Annotated in this window: 20 protein-coding genes; 7 read left to right on the top strand and 13 right to left on the bottom strand. The window is 42.8% G+C overall.

All coding sequences use genetic code 11. The features are described 5' to 3' along the window. Positions 1-111: 111 nt before the first annotated feature. From crtY to crtB, 3 genes are read left to right on the top strand one after another with little or no spacing between them, the layout of a single operon-like run. Positions 112-1,287 (top strand): lycopene beta-cyclase CrtY, encoded by a 1,176-nt coding sequence (gene crtY, locus EAE91_RS18600; protein WP_214089788.1) that lies wholly within the window; start codon positions 112-114, stop codon positions 1,285-1,287. Next, positions 1,280-2,761: a phytoene desaturase gene (locus EAE91_RS18595; protein WP_214089787.1), complete on the top strand. Its 1,482-nt coding sequence runs from the start codon at positions 1,280-1,282 to the stop codon at positions 2,759-2,761. Before crtY ends, EAE91_RS18595 begins: the two co-directional genes overlap by 8 nt. Continuing rightward, complete coding sequence (gene crtB / locus EAE91_RS18590; RefSeq protein WP_214089786.1) at positions 2,758-3,684, top strand: 15-cis-phytoene synthase CrtB; 927 nt, start codon at positions 2,758-2,760, stop codon at positions 3,682-3,684. The genes EAE91_RS18595 and crtB overlap by 4 nt, the downstream gene beginning before the upstream one ends. 239 nt (positions 3,685-3,923) lie before the next feature. On the opposite strand, the gene EAE91_RS18585 is transcribed toward crtB, so the two are convergent. Beyond that, a complete protein-coding gene (locus EAE91_RS18585) occupies positions 3,924-4,457 on the bottom strand; it encodes a single-stranded DNA-binding protein (RefSeq protein WP_214089785.1) in 534 nt (177 codons plus the stop codon). 236 nt (positions 4,458-4,693) lie between these two features. Here EAE91_RS18585 and uvrA point away from each other — a divergent pair, with 236 nt between their 5' ends. After that, positions 4,694-7,522: an excinuclease ABC subunit UvrA gene (gene uvrA, locus EAE91_RS18580; protein WP_214089784.1), complete on the top strand. Its 2,829-nt coding sequence runs from the start codon at positions 4,694-4,696 to the stop codon at positions 7,520-7,522. Between the two features lie 45 nt (positions 7,523-7,567). Here the strand turns inward: uvrA and EAE91_RS18575 are convergent, their stop codons facing one another. Together EAE91_RS18575 and EAE91_RS18570 are read right to left on the bottom strand one after the other, a co-directional pair. Further along, positions 7,568-8,530, bottom strand: coding sequence for a pseudouridine-5'-phosphate glycosidase (locus tag EAE91_RS18575; RefSeq protein WP_214089783.1), 963 nt, complete (start codon positions 8,528-8,530; stop codon positions 7,568-7,570). Beyond that, entirely contained in the window at positions 8,527-9,618 is a 1,092-nt protein-coding gene (locus EAE91_RS18570) for a PfkB family carbohydrate kinase (RefSeq protein WP_214089782.1), read from the bottom strand. The genes EAE91_RS18575 and EAE91_RS18570 overlap by 4 nt, the downstream gene beginning before the upstream one ends. Positions 9,619-10,183: 565 nt before the next feature. Between EAE91_RS18570 and EAE91_RS18565 the strand changes: the two genes are divergently transcribed. Then, positions 10,184-10,360 carry a type II toxin-antitoxin system HicA family toxin gene (locus EAE91_RS18565; protein ID WP_036778089.1) on the top strand — a complete coding sequence of 59 codons (177 nt, stop codon included), beginning with the start codon at positions 10,184-10,186 and terminating at the stop codon, positions 10,358-10,360. Positions 10,361-10,411: 51 nt separating this feature from the next. Continuing rightward, complete coding sequence (locus tag EAE91_RS18560) at positions 10,412-10,819, top strand: type II toxin-antitoxin system HicB family antitoxin (RefSeq protein ID WP_214089781.1); 408 nt, start codon at positions 10,412-10,414, stop codon at positions 10,817-10,819. Positions 10,820-10,983: 164 nt separating this feature from the next. Here EAE91_RS18560 and EAE91_RS24760 read toward each other — a convergent pair whose 3' ends face one another. From EAE91_RS24760 to dnaB, 4 genes are all read right to left on the bottom strand, one after another. After that, complete coding sequence (locus EAE91_RS24760; RefSeq protein ID WP_339919359.1) at positions 10,984-11,028, bottom strand: hypothetical protein; 45 nt, start codon at positions 11,026-11,028, stop codon at positions 10,984-10,986. Positions 11,029-11,448: 420 nt separating this feature from the next. After that, the gene (locus EAE91_RS18555; protein ID WP_214089780.1) at positions 11,449-12,648 is read right to left on the bottom strand and encodes an amino acid aminotransferase; all 1,200 of its coding nucleotides are present in this window, start codon (positions 12,646-12,648) and stop codon (positions 11,449-11,451) included. 53 nt (positions 12,649-12,701) lie between these two features. Then, on the bottom strand, positions 12,702-13,781 hold the full coding sequence (gene alr, locus EAE91_RS18550; RefSeq protein ID WP_214089779.1) for an alanine racemase: 1,080 nt from the start codon (positions 13,779-13,781) through the stop codon (positions 12,702-12,704). A 39-nt stretch (positions 13,782-13,820) separates the two neighbouring features. Then, entirely contained in the window at positions 13,821-15,230 is a 1,410-nt protein-coding gene (gene dnaB, locus EAE91_RS18545) for a replicative DNA helicase (protein ID WP_011148449.1), read from the bottom strand. Between the two features lie 169 nt (positions 15,231-15,399). Between dnaB and EAE91_RS18540 the strand changes: the two genes are divergently transcribed. After that, on the top strand, positions 15,400-16,383 hold the full coding sequence (locus tag EAE91_RS18540; RefSeq protein ID WP_214089778.1) for a quinone oxidoreductase: 984 nt from the start codon (positions 15,400-15,402) through the stop codon (positions 16,381-16,383). A 206-nt stretch (positions 16,384-16,589) separates the two neighbouring features. On the opposite strand, the gene EAE91_RS18535 is transcribed toward EAE91_RS18540, so the two are convergent. The 6 genes from EAE91_RS18535 to EAE91_RS18510 form a co-directional block, all read right to left on the bottom strand. Continuing rightward, positions 16,590-16,967, bottom strand: a complete 378-nt coding sequence (locus EAE91_RS18535; protein ID WP_214089777.1) for an ASCH domain-containing protein — start codon at positions 16,965-16,967, stop codon at positions 16,590-16,592. After that, positions 16,945-18,000, bottom strand: coding sequence for an N-acetyltransferase (locus EAE91_RS18530; protein WP_214089801.1), 1,056 nt, complete (start codon positions 17,998-18,000; stop codon positions 16,945-16,947). The genes EAE91_RS18535 and EAE91_RS18530 overlap by 23 nt, the downstream gene beginning before the upstream one ends. Positions 18,001-18,586: 586 nt before the next feature. Continuing rightward, entirely contained in the window at positions 18,587-19,624 is a 1,038-nt protein-coding gene (gene dusA, locus EAE91_RS18525) for a tRNA dihydrouridine(20/20a) synthase DusA (RefSeq protein WP_214089776.1), read from the bottom strand. A 450-nt stretch (positions 19,625-20,074) separates the two neighbouring features. Next, the gene (nadS, locus tag EAE91_RS18520) at positions 20,075-20,347 is read right to left on the bottom strand and encodes a NadS family protein (RefSeq protein WP_280520292.1); all 273 of its coding nucleotides are present in this window, start codon (positions 20,345-20,347) and stop codon (positions 20,075-20,077) included. A 26-nt stretch (positions 20,348-20,373) separates the two neighbouring features. Continuing rightward, on the bottom strand, positions 20,374-20,952 hold the full coding sequence (locus EAE91_RS18515) for a VOC family protein (protein WP_244868927.1): 579 nt from the start codon (positions 20,950-20,952) through the stop codon (positions 20,374-20,376). A gap of 164 nt (positions 20,953-21,116) precedes the next feature. Further along, a complete protein-coding gene (locus EAE91_RS18510; RefSeq protein ID WP_214089773.1) occupies positions 21,117-21,542 on the bottom strand; it encodes a tail fiber assembly protein in 426 nt (141 codons plus the stop codon). Positions 21,543-21,544: the final 2 nt, after the last annotated feature.

Below are 21,544 nucleotides of genomic sequence, written 5' to 3'. Positions count from 1 at the left end.
GCCTTCGCTATGACTGAATATCTTAAATCTCTTTCAACAAACACGAATTTCCGTGATGGATGTGACTCTTGGTGAGGTTAATAACTTTGTGATTGTCGGAGGATCAACAAAATGATGTACGACTGGGATCTGATTTTGGTGGGAGGAGGATTGGCCAACGGACTGATCGCAATGCGTTTCCAGCAGTGTAAACCACATTTGCGAGTGTTGCTTATTGAAAGCGCAGAAACAATAGGAGGCAATCACACGTGGTCATTTCATCAACATGATCTTACTGAGGAGGAACATAGGTGGATCGCGCCGCTGATCACCTATCACTGGTCAGGTTACGACGTCATTTTTCCAGCATTTCAACGCACATTGCCACATTCATATTTCAGTATCACATCCCAACACTTTGCAAACACACTCCATGCGTATTTGGGCGAGCGTATACAGACTGATTTATTGGTACAGGATCTGACTCCACAGAAAGTCTACTTACAAGACGGCACGTCTCTAAGTGCAGGCGCAGTCATTGATGGGAGAGGCTGGCGACCAGGACCATTTATGGGGAGTGGTACCCAGGCATTTTTTGGTCAGGAATGGGAGCTGGAAGAGTCGCACTTTTTAACCCACCCGATTTTAATGGATACCAGTGTGGGGCAGGATACAGGTTATCGATTTATCTATGTCCTGCCGTTCACCTCAACTCGTCTGCTGATAGAGGACACTCATTACGTTGATCAGGGGCCACCTGATAAGGCTTTGTCGCAGGCTACTATCGCAGAGTACGCGAAAAAACATGGCTGGAAACTGGGTAAACTCATTCGAGAAGAGAGCGGTTGTCTTCCAATTACACTTACGGGAGATTTTACCTCTTTCTGGGCACAGCTAGCAGGACAGCCCACCTGTGGGTTACGTGCAGCTTTGTTTCACCCCACAACAGGCTACTCTCTGCCACACGCCATTCGGTTGGCAGATCGTATTGTTGCTCTGCCGGAGTTTACCGATACCTCCTTATTCATTACCCTCAGGGATTACGCACGGCAGCAGTGGCAACACCAGCGCTTTTTCCGTCTTCTAAATCGCATGCTCTTCCTGGCTGGGGAGCCACAACAACGTTGGCAGGTAATGCAACGTTTCTATCAACTTTCCCCAGATCTGATTGCGCGTTTTTATGCGGAGCAACTTAATTCCGTCGATAAGGCCCGGATTCTCATAGGTAAACCACCAGTGCCGATAAAGGGTGCCTTAAAGGCAATGTTTAAACAACACAAGAAGCTTCAGGGTTTTTATCATGATTAAAGCGCTGGTAATTGGTGCTGGTTTTGGTGGGCTGGCACTGGCAATAAGGCTCCAGTCCGCGGGGATTCCGACATGTATTTTGGAGCAACGGGATAAACCAGGTGGACGCGCTTATGTTTATAAGGAACAGGGGTTCACCTTTGATGCCGGCCCCACCGTAATCACCGCTCCCAATGTCATTGAAGAATTGTTTACACAGGCTGGTAGACGTATGGCTGATTACGTCGATTTACTTCCCGTACGCCCTTTTTATCGGCTCTGTTGGGAGTCGGGTAAGATGTTTGATTACGACAATGATCAGCGACATCTGGAAGCGCAAATCCATACGTTCAATCCAAAAGATGTTAATGGGTATCGACGCTTTCTGGACTATTCCCGGGAAGCCTTTAATGAAGGCTACCTGAAACTTGGAACGGTGCCCTTCCTCTCTTTTCGCGACATGTTGAATGCGGCTCCACAGTTGATACGTCTACACGCATGGCGTAGTGTTTATAGTCAGGTGGCACGCTTTATCAAGGATGAGAGCCTGCGCCAGGCATTTTCATTTCACTCGCTATTGATAGGAGGTAACCCCTTTGCTGCATCTTCTATCTATACTTTGATCCACGCACTGGAACGAGAATGGGGAGTCTGGTTTCCGCGTGGAGGAACCAGCGCTCTGGTTGAGGCAATGGTGAAATTGTTTACTGACATTGGTGGAGAAATTGAGCTTAATGCAAAGGTAGAACACTTCACCACCCATGACAATCGGGTCACAGGCGTCCAATTAACTGATGGACGAAATATGACATGTGACGTTGTTGCTTCAAATGCCGATGTTATTCATACCTATAAGCACCTGTTGGGTCAGCATCCGGTCGGAATAACCCGCGCCCGAACACTGGTGCGTAAACAAATGAGCAACTCACTGTTCGTGCTTTATTTCGGCCTGAACCATCACCATGCGCAATTAGCCCATCATACAGTTTGCTTTGGTCCACGCTATAAGGAACTCATCGAAGATATTTTTCATCATGATCGACTGGCGGAAGATTTTTCACTCTATCTTCATGCCCCCTCTGTTACTGACCCATCCCTTGCTCCCCAAGGATGCGCAAGTTACTACGTTCTGGCCCCTGTACCACACTTGGGGACAGCTAATTTAAACTGGGATATAGAGGGGCCACGCTTACGTGACCGTATTTTCGCGTATCTGGAAAAGTACTATATGCCCGGTCTGCTCAAGCAGTTAGTCGTTCATCGTATTTTTACCCCATTTGATTTTCGTGACCAACTCAATGCCCATCTAGGTTCAGCCTTCTCCTTTGAACCATTACTGACACAAAGCGCTTGGTTCCGACCACACAATCGGGACAGCCGCATTGATAATCTGTACCTTGTCGGCGCAGGCACGCATCCTGGAGCAGGTATTCCCGGCGTGATTGGATCAGCAAAAGCCACAGCCACATTGATGCTAGAGGATATCGCTAGATGAATCCCGCGCTACTTAAACACGTTACTCAGATAATGGAGCAAGGCTCAAAAAGTTTTGCCAGTGTCACCCGACTTTTCGATACAGCAACACGACACAGCACAATGATGCTGTACGCCTGGTGCCGTTATTGTGATGATATAATAGACGGTCAAGAGCTGGGGAGACAAATAAGCAGTGTTGATAAATATAGCGCCCGCGAGAAACTTCAAATGCTGCAATCCCTGACGAAACAGGCTTATGACGGTTTGCCGATGACCGAACCTGCTTTTGCAGCCTTTCAGACAGTCGCTCTGAGTAATGAAATCCCTCAACAACAGGCTTTCGAGCATTTGGAAGGGTTCGCAATGGATGTACTCTGTGAGCCTTACAGAACATTGGATGATACTCTGAGATATTGCTACCATGTCGCGGGAGTGGTTGGGCTGATGATGGCGAGGGTTATGGGGGTTCGCGAGGCGAGTGTGCTGGATCGGGCCTGCGATCTAGGAATTGCTTTTCAGTTAACTAACATTGCTCGGGATATTATTGAAGATGCGAAGGCCGGGCGTTGCTATCTTCCGCTAGAATGGCTTTACCAAGAAGGGCTAATGCCAGACACACTTATTTATCCCGAAAACCGTCCTGCGTTAGCTCGGGTGGCATCCCGATTGATTGTAGAAGCGGAGTCTTATTATACCTCCGCTCTAACAGGACTTGTTGGTTTACCTTTGCGTTCAGCCTGGGTCATCGCTTCTGCTCATGGTATCTATCGTAAAATCGGCATTAAAGTGCAACAAGCAGGAGTACGGGCCTGGGAATGCAGACAAAAAACTAATCGTGGAGAGAAGGTTACCTTATTAATGGCCGGCGCAATGAAGGCGCTTATGTCTCGGGTGGCGACAACAACGCCTCGCGATCCCAAATTGTGGCAGCGACCTCATTAAAAATTAACTCCACTTTGTGGTAAAAGAATCTGTTTATGTAAAACAAGAGTGGCTGGCGCAAAGTAGGTTATTTCCCCGCAACCAGCCTTTTCCTGACATGCTACACTCTCCTACCTCTTTCAAAGTGCAAACCCATGATTGAGTAAGAATTAGTCAGGCTCTCAATAGGCACTCCAACAGCCTATGATTATCATAAGGAAATATGATAATCACTTGTTTTATAAAGAAAAATATCGAACTCAGAACGGAATGTCGTCATCAAAATCCATTGGTGGCTCATTGCTTTGTGGAGCAGAGGATTGAGCTGGACGCGAAGGAGCGCCGCCGCCGCTGAACTGCTGAGATTGTTGCTGTGGTTGTGGCTGCTGTGGCTGTCCCCAACCACCGCCTTGCGGTTGGCTATCCTGGAAACTACCACCACCAGCACGACCACCCAACATTTGCATGGTACCACCCATGTTTACCACTACTTCCGTGGTGTAACGCTCTTGACCGTTCTGATCCTGCCATTTACGGGTTTGCAGAGAACCTTCAATATAAACCTGTGAACCTTTACGCAGGTATTCACCCGCGACTTCCGCCAGTTTGCCAAACAAAACAACCCGGTGCCATTCAGTCTTCTCTTTCATCTCGCCAGTCTGTTTATCGCGCCAGCTTTCAGAAGTCGCCAGAGTAATGTTAGTCACTGCACCGCCGTTTGGCATATAGCGGACTTCCGGGTCTTGCCCCAGGTTACCGATTAAAATAACTTTGTTTATGCCTCTGCTGGCCATTGGGAATACTCCTGATGAAATGAATTTCTACAATTATTAAGCAACACAGTTTAACATGCGATACTAAAAATGAAACGTAGCCGCTTTAGAACGAACTTTGCGAAGCTCACCGTAATTTAATTCCGTACTTATTACATTATTTCACTTAAATACTGTATATCTAATCAGTCAACTCTGTGTAATAATAACTCACTTATTATTATTTATGCACGTATGAATAACCCGGGAAATGGTTCATGGACAACATCGAAGTTCGGGGCGCACGTACCCACAATCTCAAAAATATCAATCTGATAATTCCCCGAGACAAGCTGATCGTTATCACGGGCTTGTCCGGCTCAGGTAAGTCTTCTCTGGCATTTGATACGCTTTACGCCGAGGGGCAGCGTCGTTATGTGGAATCACTTTCAGCTTATGCGCGCCAGTTTCTGTCCCTGATGGAGAAACCTGATGTTGACCATATTGAAGGATTATCCCCGGCTATTTCTATTGAGCAGAAATCGACTTCCCATAACCCACGTTCAACCGTGGGGACTATTACCGAAATTCATGATTATCTGCGTTTGCTGTTTGCCCGCGTAGGTGAACCACGTTGCCCAGATCACGATATTCCATTAACGGCACAGACTGTTAGTCAAATGGTGGATAATGTGCTAACACTGCCAGAAGGTCATCGTCTGATGTTGCTGGCACCGATCGTCAAAGAGCGGAAAGGCGAGCATACTAAGTTGTTGGATAATCTGGCAGCACAAGGTTATATCCGCGCCCGTATTGACGGTGAAGTCTGTGATCTATCTGATCCGCCGAAATTAGAATTACAGAAAAAACACACCATTGAAGTGGTCATTGATCGCTTTAAAGTTCGTGCCGATCTGGCACAACGCCTGGCTGAATCTTTTGAAACTGCGCTGGAACTTTCAGGCGGCACCGCTATTGTCGCCAATATAGATGATAATACAGTCGAAGAACTGATTTTCTCTGCTAACTTTGCATGTCCTGCATGTGGCTACAGCATGAGTGAACTGGAACCTCGCTTATTCTCTTTTAACAATCCTGCCGGTGCTTGCCCGACTTGTGATGGTTTAGGCATTCAGCAATTTTTTGATCCTGATAGAGTCATTCAAAATGGTGATATCTCTCTGGCCGGCGGTGCAATTCGTGGTTGGGATCGCCGTAATTTCTACTATTTCCAAATGCTACGTTCATTGGCAGAACATTATAAATTCGATATCGAAGCGCCCTTCAATTCCCTCAGCGCCAATATTCAGAAAATAGTGTTGTACGGCTCCGGTAAACAATCCATCGAATTTAAATACACCAATGACCGTGGCGATACTACAGTGCGTAACCATCCGTTCGAAGGTGTACTGCATAATATGGAGCGCCGTTATAAAGAGACGGAATCCACCGCCGTTCGGGAGGAACTGGCGAAATATATTAGTAATCGTTCATGTATTTCCTGCCACGGAACTCGCTTACGTAAAGAAGCCCGTTACGTATTTATTGAGAATACCACTCTGCCGGAAATTTCAGATTTTAGTATCGGCCATGCGATGGATTTTTTCCAAAACATTAAACTCAGTGGTCAACGTGCACAAATTGCTGAAAAAGTACTGAAAGAGATCCGCGACCGTCTGAAATTCCTGGTTAATGTTGGTCTGAATTATCTGACGCTCTCTCGTTCCGCCGAAACCCTGTCCGGCGGCGAAGCTCAACGTATCCGCCTTGCCAGCCAGATTGGCGCTGGTTTAGTGGGAGTGATGTATGTACTTGATGAACCTTCTATCGGGTTGCATCAGCGGGATAATGAACGCCTGCTGGAAACGCTAATCCACTTGCGCAATCTGGGAAATACCGTGATTGTGGTTGAGCATGATGAAGATGCCATCCGAGCTGCCGACCATATCATTGATATCGGCCCCGGCGCAGGCGTACATGGTGGTGAAATCGTCGCGGAAGGCTCAGTTAAAGATATTATGGTGAGCAAAGATTCACTAACAGGCCAATTCCTGAGTGGAGAGCGTGAAATTGCCATCCCAGAGAAGCGTATCCCGGCAGATCCGAAAAAGGTGCTGAAACTGATCGGAGCGAAAGGTAATAACCTGAAAAATGTGACGTTCAATCTGCCAGTTGGGTTATTTACTTGTATTACCGGGGTTTCTGGTTCCGGTAAATCAACGCTAATCAATGATACGCTGTTCCCGATTGCCCAACGCCAGTTAAATGGCGCGACCAATATCACCCCTGCCCCTTATATCGATATTCAAGGGCTAGAGCATTTCGATAAAGTGATTGATATTGACCAGAGCCCGATTGGCCGAACTCCCCGCTCTAACCCGGCAACTTATACCGGCGTATTTACACCAGTCCGTGAATTATTCGCTGGCGTACCTGAATCACGCGCCCGTGGTTACACACCCGGACGATTCAGTTTTAACGTTAAAGGTGGACGCTGTGAAGCTTGCCAAGGTGATGGCGTAATTAAGGTAGAAATGCACTTCTTGCCTGATATTTATGTACCTTGTGACCAGTGCAAAGGTAAGCGTTATAACCGTGAAACACTGGAAGTCAAATATAAGGGCAAGAATATCAATGAAGTATTGGATATGACGATCGAAGAAGCGCGTGAATTCTTTGATGCAGTTCCTGCTCTGGCCCGTAAGCTACAAACTCTCATGGACGTCGGTCTTTCTTACATCCGTCTGGGTCAATCAGCAACAACGTTATCAGGTGGTGAAGCGCAGCGAGTAAAACTGGCGCGTGAACTATCCAAACGCGGAACTGGGCAGACGTTATATATTCTTGATGAGCCAACCACAGGTTTGCATTTTGCTGATATTCAGCAGCTATTAGCGGTTCTGCATCAGTTACGCGATCAAGGGAATACCATCGTGGTTATTGAACATAACCTTGATGTGATTAAAACCGCTGACTGGATCGTAGATCTTGGCCCAGAAGGAGGTAGCGGCGGCGGTGAGATTCTGATTTCTGGTACACCAGAAGAGGTCGCCAAATGTGAGAAATCACATACTGCACGTTTCCTGAAACCTATATTGAAGAAATAAGCATAATCTGCAAACAGGGGCGATTTAAGCCCCTTTTTCCTGTGTTCAGTTTCCTGTTCTCTGTTTTCTGTAACGACTGTTTTCCCAGTAACAACAGGCAATTTTCGCTGCCAGTTCAGCGTTATTAAGTACCAACTGAATATTGGCAGACAAGCTATCACCCCCAGTTAATTCAGCCACTCTGGATAACAAAAATGGCGTACACTCCTTGCCATTTACTCTCTGTTCTATGGATTCGCGTACTGCCTGTTCGATAGCAGCATTGATCTCCGCTTCCGGCATGGCGTATGGTTCAGGGATCGGATTGGCAACTACTAAACCGCCCTGTAATCCTGTATCCCATTTTACTGCCATCGCCTGAGCTATCTGTTCTGGGGAATCCAGACGAATATTGACGTTAAATGGGCTGGTACGACAGAAAAACGCCGGTAAAGCATGAGTCTGATAGCCAATCAGCGGCACACCATGAGTTTCAAGATATTCTGTTGTCAGGCCAAGATCCAAAATGGATTTAGCACCAGCACAGACTACCGCCACACTGGTTTTCGCTAATTCCTGTAAATCGGCAGAAATATCAAAAGTCTGTTCCGCTCCACGGTGCACACCACCAATGCCGCCGGTAGCGAAGATTCTAATCCCAGCCATTGCCGCAATAATCATGGTAGAAGCAACCGTCGTCGCGCCATTTTTTCCGGCCGCGATAACAAAGGGTAAATCACGACGACTGACTTTAGTTATCTTGCCGCCTTCGCTAGCCAAAAACTCTATTTCTTCATGCGACAAACCTGCTTTCATCATCCCATTGATAACAGCAATTGTTGCAGGAACAGCGCCATTTTCTCTGATTTTCTGTTCAATTTGTAGCGCAGTCTTGACATTTTGCGGGTAAGGCATTCCATGAGCAATAATGGTCGATTCCAACGCCACAACCGGTCGGTTATTCTCTAAAGCCTCTGCAACTTCCGGGGAAATATCCAAATATTTATTGCTAATAGCATGATTTTTCATAATTGTAATTCCAACAGTTTTTGGACACTGCCATTTGACAGATTTGGATTATTGGTAAGTTCACAAGAGAGCGTGAGCGCGGAACACCCTTGAGCAAAACGAACACTTTCTGCCAGCGTCATATTTTCTAGCCAGCAGTTCACCAACCCAGCCATCATGGCATCTCCAGCACCTGTTACATTGACAATCTTGATACTGATGGGAAGTGACCAACCTGCCACACCATCGCTTTCACTAAAGTAGACACCCTCTACGCCCATGCTGAGCACTAACCGCTGCACACCTTGATCGTGAAACCACCGCGCCACTGCCGGAACATCGGTAGGTTGGGTAATTTTCATTCCACTCAGTGCTTCCGCCTCCAGACAATTAGGTTTTAAGGTGTGAATATAGGAAAGCCAGTTTTTAATCTTAGGCGCTTTAAATGCGGATACTGTATCCACAAATACCGGTACCGTTCCGGCATTAGTCAACAGCCAAACCAAAGCTTCTTCAGATAAATTGCAATCAATAACCAGTACGCCGGCATGTTTAATAAGATCATAATGATTCGCTAACAATGATGGTGTCAATTTTTCCAAAATATGCATGTCATTAATGGCAACCAACATCTCCCCACCGTCATCTAATAAGGAGACATATGTCGAGGTATTTTCACCATAAAGCTTATAACAGTAGTCGATATTAACACCTGCGCATCTGGCCTGATCCAGTAAAGTGCTACCATAGAAATCATCGCCAACAACAGAAATAAGATGACATTCTTTACCTAATAACGCGATATTTTGGGCAATATTTCTTCCTACACCACCAGGGGTACATTTTATTTTTCCTGGGTTAGAATCTTGATAAATAAGTTTACCCGATGCATAACCGCAAACATCCATATTAATAGAACCAACCGTCACCACATAATTATGATCAGATAAAATATAACCTTTCCCTTTTATATATCCCTTATTCATCAAATTCATAATATGGCCAGCAACACCGGAACGACTTATACCTAAAATATCGGCAATTTCCTGCTGTGGGATCAACGGATCTCGTCTCAGAAGTTGCAATATTTGTTTTTCCCGATTCGTCATTTTTGGACACTTGTTTGTTCTTAAACACGCGTTTGTTTTATGTGTTAAAGGAAAAATAGTAAAGTGGGATTTTTTACTTTGCAACGAAGTTGGGAGAACGATCGTAAGAGTCTATAACTGGGTTACCAACTCTATTTTATGTGATAACCATCAAGTTAAATCCTGTTGAAAAATCTTTTTTTTTTGCATATTAATAATCAACCGGTGTTCTATATTAGAAATAAATTCAATAAAACAAAGCACTAAGTAAATCCTTGTCGAAAGCTAACAAATGTTTGGGTATACCTTGAAATGGTGAAAAATAATTTTCACCATCTGAAACACGTTTCATAAAAAATTGATCTGTTTCACATTAAAAAACATATTTCATCGCCGAAAATATCCGTGAACAAACTATATACGCTGCAATTAGAATAATTTTCACGTCAGATTTCATCCTATAAAGAATAAGTATAAATGTTTATAACTCTTATTACGCTTATAAACAAAAATGCTTATAAACCTCTTGATGATATAAACAAAAATGTTTATATTTATTTTCAAGTTAAACAAACAGGAGGAGGCAGTGAAGCAAAGCGAGTTTCGCCGGTGGCTTAAAGCTCAAGGAGCAGAATTCAAAGATGGGACTAACCACTTGAAAGTTTTCCTGAACGGTAAGCAAACCACGATGCCAAGGCACCCTAGTAAAGAAATCCCAGAACCACTGAGGAAATTAATATTAAAACAGCTAGGCATCAAATGACAGACCGGCCCCAAGGGGCTGGTTACTCGCATAAATTCACTGAGTAAAAATATGCGATACCCAGTAAAATTCGAACATGACGAAACAGGTTGGGCTGTGATGTTCCCAGATATCCCAGAAGCCTTAACAGGCGGAGATACCAGAGAAGAAGCATTAGCTATGGCGCAGGATGCTCTGGTTACTGCGTTTGATTTCTACTTTGAAGACCGGCGCGAAATACCAACACCATCGACTAAAGGTGAAGCTTTTGTCGAAGTACCAGCCAGTATAGCGGCTAAGGTTTTACTGTTGAATACGATGCTTCAAACAAAAACAAGCAACGCGGAACTTGCACGGTTATTGGGAACTAGACCACAAGAAATTCAACGTATAGTGTCATTAAGTCATAGCACTAAAATTGACACTATCGCGAATGCGTTAAATGCCTTGGGCAAACATCTGGAACTTGTTGCCATTTAAACATCTCCATCAAATAGTCTTAAACCTTGCCGCAGCAAGGTTTAAGTAACTAAATTTAAATTACAACTTCACGACCATTTATTTCGATAGTCTAATGATTATTTAATACCAACATTTATCTATTTCAATTTTATTATTAAAATATTCTCAAGGATTGGCACAAATTATTTTTTTACATCGAACCTACCATTATTAATATTATTTTCAATGGGAAGTTCTAATTTTTCTATTACTTAACCATTTTTAACCAGATCTCCAGAATACCCTCGCCGATAAATTCTTTCTTTTTTCTATCAAATCATATAATGTTTAATTTTAATCCCATAATTCACTTCATATATAAACACAGATAATTAAAGTAGAAACAAATTGATCTCAAACAATAATGATTGTCATTATTTATACAAAAATAAACACCATTTAAGATTAATAATACTCGTTACTAACTCAGTATAGAATTGAAAACTGAAAAGAATATGTGAATGAAATTTCTATAAATTCGACACATTAAATTAATATTAGGAAGGAAAATAAGCGCACCGTAAGTAGCGCGCTTTAAGGAGGTGTTTACTGCTATCTTACAAAATTGTCGATCATTATCATCGATAGCAAAACATTTACATTAAAATTTATGACTTATTTACCGCCGCAAATGTTTCAGCAATACGTGCAACATTACGATGGTTGACGCCCGCCATACAGACTCGGCCATTACCGACTAGATAAACAGCAAATTCTTGGCGCAAGCGATCCACCTGTTTCTGGCTAAAACCGGTATAGCTGAACATCCCGCGCTGCTTCAGGAAATACTCAAAGTTTTTCTCTGGTAATGCAGTTTTCAGAGCATCCACCAGCACCGTGCGCATTTCCAAAATACGCAAGCGCATATGTTCAACTTCTGTCAACCATTGTGCCTTCAAAGCAGGATCAGTCAGTACTTTCGCCACAACCCGTGCACCAAAATTTGGTGGGCTAGAGTAGACGCGACGCACACCCGCTTTCAACTGTCCCAATACCCGCTCTTTGGTCTGTTCATCATCACAAATAACAGACAAGCCACCCACTCGCTCACCATACATAGAAAATATTTTGGAGAAAGAGTTGCTCACCAGACAAGGCAAACTGGCTGTCGCCATAGCACGAACAGCATAAGCATCTTTTTCCATACCATCCGCAAGCCCCTGATAAGCAAGATCAAGGAACGGCAGTAATTCTCTCTCTTTAACAATCTGAACAACTTGATCCCATTGATCATAGGTCAGATCCGATCCGGTTGGGTTATGGCAACAAGGGTGCATCACAATAATGCTTTTCGCCGGCAATTTCCTGAATGTCTCCAGCATTTCATTAAATTTTACCCCTTTAGTCTGTGTATCAAAATAAGGGTAATAGTTCACCTTAATACCAGCCCCCGCAAAAATAGCTGCGTGGTTTTCCCAAGTTGGATCACTACACCACACTTCTGAATCAGGGAAATAGCGACGCAGAAAATCAGCACCAATTTTAAGGGCACCAGAACCGCCTAATGATTGAATCGTTGCCACTATCCGTTGTTTCAACACCGGATGATCTTTACCAAATAACAGTTCCTGAACCGCAAGACGATAGGATTCCAATCCTTCCATCGGCAGATAAAGAGAAGCAGTCTGTGACAACGCTCTAAGTTGTTCTTCTGCGGTAGCCACGGCCTGCAATTGCGGAGTCACACCCTGCTCATCGTAATACAGCCCGATGCTCAGATTAATTTTTTCCGCACGAGGATCTTTTTGAAATTCTTCAGCCAGCGAAAGAATAGGATCACCAGCATAAGCATCAACATTCTGGAACATCAGGCTCTACTCCTTATCAGTCAGTTATTTAATAAACAATATAACCTACAACATTATTCGTCCAGGTATTCCATCACTACTCTGGAAGTGAGTTTGGTCACCAGCTCATAAGTGATGATACCAGTGCATTCAGCAATCCGTTCCACCGGCAGCACATCTCCCCAGAGCACGACTTCATCACCCACTTTATCTATCGCATCTGGCCCTAAATCAACAGAGATCATATCCATCGAGACACGACCAGCAATCGGCACTTCTCGGCCATTAATATATATTGGTGTTCCCGAAGGCGCACCGCGCGGATAACCATCACCATAACCGATAGCCACAACCCCAAGACAAGTATCACGTTCACTGACCCAAGCCCCACCATAGCCAACCGACTCACCAGCTTTATGCTTACGAACAGCAATTAAGCTCGACTTTAAGGTCATTGCTGGGATCAGGTTAAAATCCACGGCCGTTTTATCAGACAATGGCGATACACCATACATAATCAGCCCAGGGCGCACCCAATCTTGATGGACTTCCGGCCACAACAGGATACCTCCCGATGCATCAATGGATTTTTCTCCCGGTTTGTCAGCACAGAAAGCCTGAAAACAAGCTATCTGCTGGCAAGTTGTGTCTACCGTTGGCTCATCAGCACGGCCAAAATGGCTGACAATATTGACAGGCTGCTGTACATTTTTACAACGACTTAGCCGTTGATAAAATTCTTCGGCATCTTCCGGCCTTACACCTAAGCGATGCATCCCGCTATCCAGTTTCATCCATACTTTTACCGGATGAGATAACTTAGCCTGCTCCAGTGCTTCCAACTGTTCAATGCTGTGAACCACAGTTTCAATATGGTTAGCAACCAGTACTGGCAGGTCAGCCGCATCGAAGCATCCTTCCAGTAACAGAATCGGTTTAACGATACCACCATGACGCAATGTCAATGCTTCACCAATTCGCGCTACACCGAAACAATCGGCATCGTCCAGCGTATGTGCTGTCTCCAGTAAACCGTGGCCATAAGCGTTTGCTTTCACAACTGCAATCAGATTGCTTTTAGGTGCAAGCTCCCTTACCCGTTGCAAGTTATGTCGCAGAGCGCGGCGGTCAATAATTGCGGTTGCCGCTTTCATTCTATTCCTTAAATTTATTCATTCTTTGGTAGTTAATACTTATTCGTCGTCATAACTTGGTCCGGCATAGTTATCAAACCGCGACCATTGACCATTAAACGTTAGACGAACTGTACCGATTGGGCCGTTACGCTGCTTACCAAGAATGATTTCAGCCACACCTTTCATGTCGCTATTCTCATGGTAAACCTCGTCACGATAGATAAACATAATGAGGTCGGCATCCTGCTCGATAGAGCCGGATTCACGTAAATCAGAGTTAACCGGGCGCTTATCTGCCCGCTGTTCAAGGCTACGATTGAGCTGAGAAAGTGCAACCACCGGCACTTGAAGCTCTTTAGCCAAGGCTTTGAGTGAACGGGAAATCTCCGCAATTTCCAAAGTACGATTATCGGATAAGGCCGGAACCCGCATTAATTGCAGGTAGTCGATCATGATTAGACTTAATCCACCATTTTCACGGAAGACGCGCCGAGCTCGGGAACGGACTTCGGTAGGTGTCAGGCCAGACGAATCATCAATGTACATATTGCGCTTTTCCAGCAATATCCCCATCGTACTGGAGATCCGCGCCCAGTCTTCATCATCAAGCTGACCGGTACGGATACGGGTTTGATCCACCCGTGAAAGGGACGCCAGCATACGCATCATGATCTGGTTGCCGGGCATCTCAAGACTAAAGATCAAAACAGGCTTGTCCTGCATCATGGCTGCATTTTCACACAGGTTCATGGCAAACGTGGTTTTACCCATAGAAGGGCGCGCAGCCACAATGATCAAGTCTGACTTTTGTAAACCTGCGGTTTTCTTATCCAGATCCTGATAACCGGTTGAAACACCGGTTACACCATCATGAGGGCGTTGATAGAGTTGTTCAATACGCTCGACGGTTTCTTCAAGGATCTGTTCTATTCCTTTCGGCCCTTCATCTTTGCTGGCACGATTTTCAGCGATCTGGAACACCCGAGATTCAGCCAGATCTAATAATTCTTCGCTGCTCCTGCCTTGAGGATCATAACCTGCATCTGCAATTTCATTCGCGACAGCGATCATCTCGCGGACAACAGCACGTTCGCGGACAATATCCGCATAAGCATTAATGTTAGCTGCACTTGGCGTATTTTTAGATAATTCAGCCAGATAAGCAAAACCCCCTACATTATTCAGCTCTCCACTCTGCTCAAGGGATTCCGATAATGTAATCAGGTCGATGGGGTTACCCATCTCCAGCAACCGCTGCATTTCAGCAAAAATGCGCCGATGTGGACGGCTGAAAAAATCATTGCTAGTAACACGTTCGGAAACATTATCCCAACGTTCGTTATCTAGCATTAAACCACCTAACACAGACTGCTCTGCTTCCAAAGAGTGTGGCGGAAGTTTCAGCCCTTCCATTTGGCGATCTTTTGGTTCAGCCATTTTGTTGTGAGTTGATTTTTTTCCCGCCATGAATCCCGCAATAATCCACTGATAAATTTACAACAGCACAGAGTATACGCTATGAAGTGCCTTGAGTAATTACATATAGTTTGTAATTATTTCTGGCACATTAAAGCCCATTTACAATGAATTCAATTACTACGTGCATACATTCCCCTTACATTGATGAGGTTGAGTCATGGCAAAACATATCGAATTTTCCTCTATTGGCGGCCCGGAAGTTCTCCAATATTGTGAATTCACCCCCAAAGCTCCTGCTGACAATGAAGTACAAGTAGAAAATAGAGCGATTGGAATCAATTACATCGACACTTATATTCGTAGCGGGCTGTATCCACCGGCACAATTACCAAGCGGCTTGGGCACTGAGGCCGCAGGCGTAGTGACCAAAGTGGGTTCCGCTGTGACGACCATAAAAGTGGGTGACCGTGTAGTTTATGCGCAATCAACTTTAGGCGCTTACAGTGAAGTGCATAATATCGCGGAAAACAGAGTCGCTGTTCTGCCGGATACCATCTCCTTCGAACAAGCTGCTGCTTCTTTTCTAAAAGGGCTGACAGTCTACTATCTTCTACGCCGTACCTACAAAATCCAGCCCGGCGAACCCTTTTTGTTTCATGCCGCCGCCGGTGGCGTTGGGTTAATTGCCTGCCAATGGGCAAAAGCTTTGGGTGCAAAACTGATTGGAACAGTCGGTTCTGAAGAGAAAGTACAACGCGCTAAAGATGCCGGTGCATGGCAGGTTATTAACTATAACCGTGAGAATATTGTCGAACGAATTTATGAAATCACCAACGGCGAAAAAGTCGGTGTAGTTTATGATTCTGTTGGTAAATCGACCTGGCTGGATTCACTGGATTGCCTGAAACGCCACGGGTTGATGGTTAGCTTTGGCAATGCATCCGGGCCAGTTACCGGTGTCGATTTGGGGATTTTAAATCAGAAAGGTTCACTGTTTGTTACCCGCCCTTCTATCGCCGGCTATATTTCAACGCGCGAAGAGTTGGATGAGGCGAGCAAAGAATTATTTGATCTGATTGCCAACGGCAAAATTAATGTGGACGTACCAGAAAATCAGAAGTTCCCGTTAAGTGAAGCGACAAGGGCACATCAGATTCTGGAAAGTCGGGCAACGCAAGGATCAAGTTTACTGATCCCTTAATGGTGAGATAAGTGGGTTATTAACTAAGCCAGCAAGTCTAATATACCCGTTATCTTTCAAGTTGCCTTTTGTGGCTGCACTCACCCCGGTCACATAATTATCTATGTTCCCGGGGATTCGCTCCCTTGCCGCCGCGATCCATCTTGAAATCCATAGGGTATAGGAGATAAACAAAGCAATACTCCTATTGGTAGGGATATCATACCTCATGCAGATAAGTAACGATAAGATTGAGGCGCTGTTATCCCTTGGCCAAGCATATTTAAAGGCAAAGGCTTATCGTATTTTTTAACATTACCAATACTAATTGCGATAGCCTTTTCTCTTCCCTCAAAATAACTATCAAAAAAATCCTTTGTTGTACCTGCAAATTTATGAGTCATTTCCCATACAACGGAAGGAGAGTTAGAAATGATCTCTTTAATTTCAAACTCACCGACAATCATTCCTATCGGCATAGTTGCATATATAACAACAGATTGAACTTGATTATTCTTAAAAGCAACTTTCCTAAATTCAAATTTCTTTGAACCATCAAGTATTCTATCAACATATTCAGGCTTAATTGATAATAAAACTTTCATTAATTTCACTCAGTTTGATGATTTTATTAAATTGATCATCGGTTAATTTCATCATACCCCAATAATCACTACTGTTTAAACCGACTTCATTAATGAGTCTATCACGAATAATTCTTTTGGGTAAAGCCATATTATAAGTAAATCTTATTATGTACGGGTACTTTCTTATTTTATATTTTTCAATTAATTCATTTTCACTAAAGACACTAAATTTACTACAATAATCAATATAGCTTTCTAACGTTGAGAACTCATTAATACACCTGACTTCTTCAACAACGCAAAGTGAACTAATCACAGATCTATACCGTGCTGGCCCTTGCTTATCAGCCGTTCTATATATAACAATAATATCCTCTCTCTTCATATGAAGAACATCTTTCATTGCACATATATATATTTTATGAATACTATTAGTGTGTGAAACATCCTGAACAATATCAGGTGACTCAGTTAAAAGCCGAGAGTCAGGAAAAAGGCGTGTATGAAATTCTGGATATATTGATAATAAGTATTTATTTTTTGTTTTATGAACTATCAACGGATAATCAAGAAAAATATCACCATTTGTCAATGTTAAGTCTCTAACATATACAAACTCTATACCATTGTCTGTATGTTTTTCGCCATGCTTATAGAAACCATATTTTTCAAATAAGCGAATAAGGTAATCATGTTTTTCAAAAACAGTCACATAGATATTATCAACTTCCATCACTATTGCTGTATCGAATACCTTCTTTATAAAACGCTGTCCACGCAATGTCCCTTTTGATTCAAATTTAAATGTACCTATTTTAAGATGAGTATTACCAGGTAAAGAAGGATCAACATCTGAAACATTATTCTCAAGTTTTAAATAAAGAAACCCTTCTATTTTCCCAGCAGTATCATACAATACATAAGCTGATTCATTATTTCTAGCTTTCTTATTTAACCAGTCTGGAAACTCAATATAACTTTCTTTTAATGAATCGAAAAAGGCATCATTATGATTGAAATAGCTGAATTTTTCATACCTTAAACTATCCATAAACATCTAGCCTCCACAAGGGTAATTTTTCGTTTTGGTGTAATAGCCTAGTGGTTTTACTAACACCAGTGCTCTTATGTTTGTATTCTAATGTTATCCAAACATAAAAGTTTCATCTTAAATAACGTCTCTTCTTTACAAGCTATCATTAGTTACTTACCTTACTATTCGATATTTATTTAATATCCATTAAGAAATCAATAATTTCTGGATACCTTAGTCCTTGTCTACTGTTAATAATCATAATATATCATTATCGAAAAAATAGAAATGCCTAATGCTCATACCTTCCGTTCTGGATAATACCTAACAAACTGGTTGCTATGTACTTACTATCAGCACGAATCACGTAAACTGGGATATTATTGCCCGGAACAGTTGTCCAGATTCCAATATGACAAAATTAATTTATTCGAACAGCATCACAAGATTTCGCAAAGATATATGGATATCTGTTTTTGTCCGATAATGAAAAGATAACCCGAAAAAACAGATTACAGCACGGCAAAAAATCGCGACATCCATAAATATTTTAATGTTTAAGTCTCATATATGACTGTGCCTTTAACAGCAAAATGAGCGGGTATTACATCCGCTCAGTCACCATAGCTAACGCCTGTTCCACAATAGAAATATCCGCACCCGGTTTGTGGGCATTTTCACTAAGATGACGACGCCACTGGCGTGCTCCCGGAATTCCTTGAAAAATACCTAAAATATGGCGGGTAATATGCCCCAGATATGTTCCCTTTGATAGTTCCTGCTCTATATAAGGATAAAGAGCTCTGACCACTGCAACAGTATCAACCACCGGCATTGAAGTATCAAATAATTCATGATCAACCTGTGCCAGAATAGACGGGTTCTGATAAGCCTCACGCCCGACCATAATTCCATCCACATATTGTAAATGCTGTTTCGCTTCTTCCAGCGATTTAATACCGCCATTAATAGCAATCGTTAATTGAGGGAAATCCTTTTTCAATTGATAAACTCGTGGGTAATCCAGCGGTGGAATCTCACGATTTTCTTTTGGGCTTAAACCAGAAAGCCAAGCTTTACGAGCATGAATGGTAAATATATTGCAACCACTGCGTTGCACAACAACATCAATAAAATCACATAGGAATTGGTAACTGTCCTGTTCATCAATACCAATACGGGTTTTAACTGTCACCGGCACATTAACCACATCCTGCATGGCTTTGACGCAATCAGCGACCAGTTCAGCTTCCCCCATCAGGCAAGCACCAAAACGGCCATTTTGCACCCGGTCAGAAGGACAACCGACGTTTAGGTTAATTTCATCATAGCCACGTTCCTGAGCAATCTTCGCACAATGCGCCAACGCCTGCGGATCACTGCCACCCAGTTGTAATGCTATCGGATGTTCTTCTTCGCTATATGCCAGATAATCGCCTTTACCATGAATAATCGCGCCGGTTGTCACCATTTCGGTATATAACAGCGTTTGCTGACTTAATAAACGATGGAAATAACGGCAGTGACGATCTGTCCAGTCGAGCATCGGGGCGACGGAGAAACGGTTAGGGCTATATTTAACCGTTTCTTTATCTTTCTCGCTGAATTTAAACGTTTTTTCAATTTCTTTACTTTGATGCATTGCTATACTTTTTAGATTATTTTGACATTCTCAGTACCCCATTAAGTACATCATATACATGGTGTACTCGGATGCAGGAACTAACTGGAATACGGCTTACTATAACATAGTAAAAAGCCCTCGTACTGATGGAACTATCAGGTTTTGCTTCCCGTAAGCCTCAGCTACGTCACTTTAACTCGCAAATTACGTACCACACGTACCTAAAAACCAAGATGAACACCAACAGAGCTCTGACCTCTATTTTGTTGGTAAGTTTCAGTATATTGCCCATGTTCACCAGTTCGATCGACAAGACCGAATGAACTTAGACCATAAGTGGATTACACTCAGCGCTAACTTTTAAAATTTTCAGCGGAAGGACTGCCGATGGCAGAAGAGTTGATTATCAAATATCTGACACAATAACGAAAACACGCCCATACAGCATACAGGCGCATCGCCGCTCAATTAAATCATTTTAAGCTGGTTGATAATAAAAGGGTTCGCCTGAAGCAACAACAACAGTTTTCTTGATGCGCCAGTGGGATAACGGCGTTGGCTTTCCCAATTTTTCACCAAGTCATAACTTACCCCGACCGCCACAGCAAAATCTTGCTGCTTCAAGCCGGTAGCTTCGCGTATTGCTTTAACATCAATTTCGATGAAAGTATGAACATGTTCCGGTTTCGGTGTCAGCTCACCATTCTCAATTTTCACCATTTCTTCTACACTGGCCAGCAGATCGGCAAATAATTATTAAGCACTACTTAATCCGTGCCAATATCATCATGGCCTTCTTCGAATTCCCATTGAATATTATATTTGTCGATAAAATAAAAATATCTTATCTTGCCCATAATCTCGCAAGTTTCTTGTTTTAAAACAGAGTTCTTTTCATCCTCCTCTTTAAAGAACATAAATTCATCACGGATGATTTCATCTATTTTGTATGGCTTATATAATGGTGATGAATTTATCAATCTGACATCAGGCGAGTTTTTTATATGCTCAAATACACTATCTATGTTTTTTACTCTAAGACAAATATGCCCAATACCACCAATATCATTAACTTCTTTTATTTCAATCCTTTTTATTCCAATTGGGCTGTGATATTCCATTAACTCAATAAAAACCCTAGCTCTAGGAATTTCCAAAAATGCCATTGATACATCAACCTGTTCAGGGTTATTAATAAAACCGGCTGATTTTGCAAAACCCTTATTTTTAAAATGAGGAAAGAATTGTCTTGGTATTGCCCCAAATAGATTTTTATAAAAGTCTATTGCTGCCATCATATCATCTACAACAATATTAATATGACCTAATCCTTTAAAGCCTATCATTATTTTCTCCATTAGTTTATATAGAGTATAATTTCATCTAAAATAACAAATAATAAAACTAGCTTACAGCAGATAATCAACAATTAAGATTTAAGTTTAAAACCGGATATCCCCCAAAAATCAAACAGGTCAATTTTGGGGGTGGATTTAAAAATTGCGTCTATTTATCCCTTTGGTTTTTCCGGCCAATCAATATCCATTGCCTGTGAAACATCTATCCGATTAAGTATGACTCTGTACTCTTTCCATGCCAATAAAGCTGTTTTCTCTTCCTCAATCGCAATACCTAAATCAACAGCGTCTTGCAGTGGTGCAATTTGATTGGTTGCCTCAGCAATGAGTTGTTGCTTTTGGAATTCAGCATGTTGCCGTAATTCATCTTTCGTTGGCGGGGGAATATCTGCCCACTCCGGCAAACCGTTTTTATTTGCTACACGATGTTTGCCTTCTGGCGCATGATTAGCAGCATATTCCTGATAAATATCATTACTGACTTCTATAATATCATCCGGCAGTGAGCCAGAAGCAATATAATTTTGTTTCAGTTCTATCGGGTAGAAAGCATTTGTTTTTGCACTGTAATAATACATAA

This window comes from Photorhabdus noenieputensis (assembly GCF_018448935.1).
GTDB lineage: Bacteria > Pseudomonadota > Gammaproteobacteria > Enterobacterales > Enterobacteriaceae > Photorhabdus > Photorhabdus noenieputensis.
This window is presented reverse-complemented; position numbering and strand designations above follow the sequence as displayed.

Excerpts from the sequence above, each read along its gene's own strand:
- crtY (WP_214089788.1), top strand. The coding sequence starts at position 112 with ATGATGTACGACTGGGATCTGATTTTGGTGGGAGGAGGATTGGCCAAC.
- EAE91_RS18595 (WP_214089787.1), top strand. The coding sequence starts at position 1,280 with ATGATTAAAGCGCTGGTAATTGGTGCTGGTTTTGGTGGGCTGGCACTG.
- crtB (WP_214089786.1), top strand. The coding sequence starts at position 2,758 with ATGAATCCCGCGCTACTTAAACACGTTACTCAGATAATGGAGCAAGGC.
- EAE91_RS18585 (WP_214089785.1), bottom strand. The coding sequence starts at position 4,457 with ATGGCCAGCAGAGGCATAAACAAAGTTATTTTAATCGGTAACCTGGGG.
- uvrA (WP_214089784.1), top strand. The coding sequence starts at position 4,694 with ATGGACAACATCGAAGTTCGGGGCGCACGTACCCACAATCTCAAAAAT.
- EAE91_RS18575 (WP_214089783.1), bottom strand. The coding sequence starts at position 8,530 with ATGAAAAATCATGCTATTAGCAATAAATATTTGGATATTTCCCCGGAA.
- EAE91_RS18570 (WP_214089782.1), bottom strand. The coding sequence starts at position 9,618 with ATGACGAATCGGGAAAAACAAATATTGCAACTTCTGAGACGAGATCCG.
- EAE91_RS18560 (WP_214089781.1), top strand. The coding sequence starts at position 10,412 with ATGCGATACCCAGTAAAATTCGAACATGACGAAACAGGTTGGGCTGTG.
- EAE91_RS18555 (WP_214089780.1), bottom strand. The coding sequence starts at position 12,648 with ATGTTCCAGAATGTTGATGCTTATGCTGGTGATCCTATTCTTTCGCTG.
- alr (WP_214089779.1), bottom strand. The coding sequence starts at position 13,781 with ATGAAAGCGGCAACCGCAATTATTGACCGCCGCGCTCTGCGACATAAC.
- dnaB (WP_011148449.1), bottom strand. The coding sequence starts at position 15,230 with ATGGCGGGAAAAAAATCAACTCACAACAAAATGGCTGAACCAAAAGAT.
- EAE91_RS18540 (WP_214089778.1), top strand. The coding sequence starts at position 15,400 with ATGGCAAAACATATCGAATTTTCCTCTATTGGCGGCCCGGAAGTTCTC.
- EAE91_RS18535 (WP_214089777.1), bottom strand. The coding sequence starts at position 16,967 with ATGAAAGTTTTATTATCAATTAAGCCTGAATATGTTGATAGAATACTT.
- EAE91_RS18530 (WP_214089801.1), bottom strand. The coding sequence starts at position 18,000 with ATGGATAGTTTAAGGTATGAAAAATTCAGCTATTTCAATCATAATGAT.
- dusA (WP_214089776.1), bottom strand. The coding sequence starts at position 19,624 with ATGCATCAAAGTAAAGAAATTGAAAAAACGTTTAAATTCAGCGAGAAA.
- EAE91_RS18515 (WP_244868927.1), bottom strand. The coding sequence starts at position 20,952 with ATGATAGGCTTTAAAGGATTAGGTCATATTAATATTGTTGTAGATGAT.
- EAE91_RS18510 (WP_214089773.1), bottom strand. The coding sequence starts at position 21,542 with ATGTATTATTACAGTGCAAAAACAAATGCTTTCTACCCGATAGAACTG.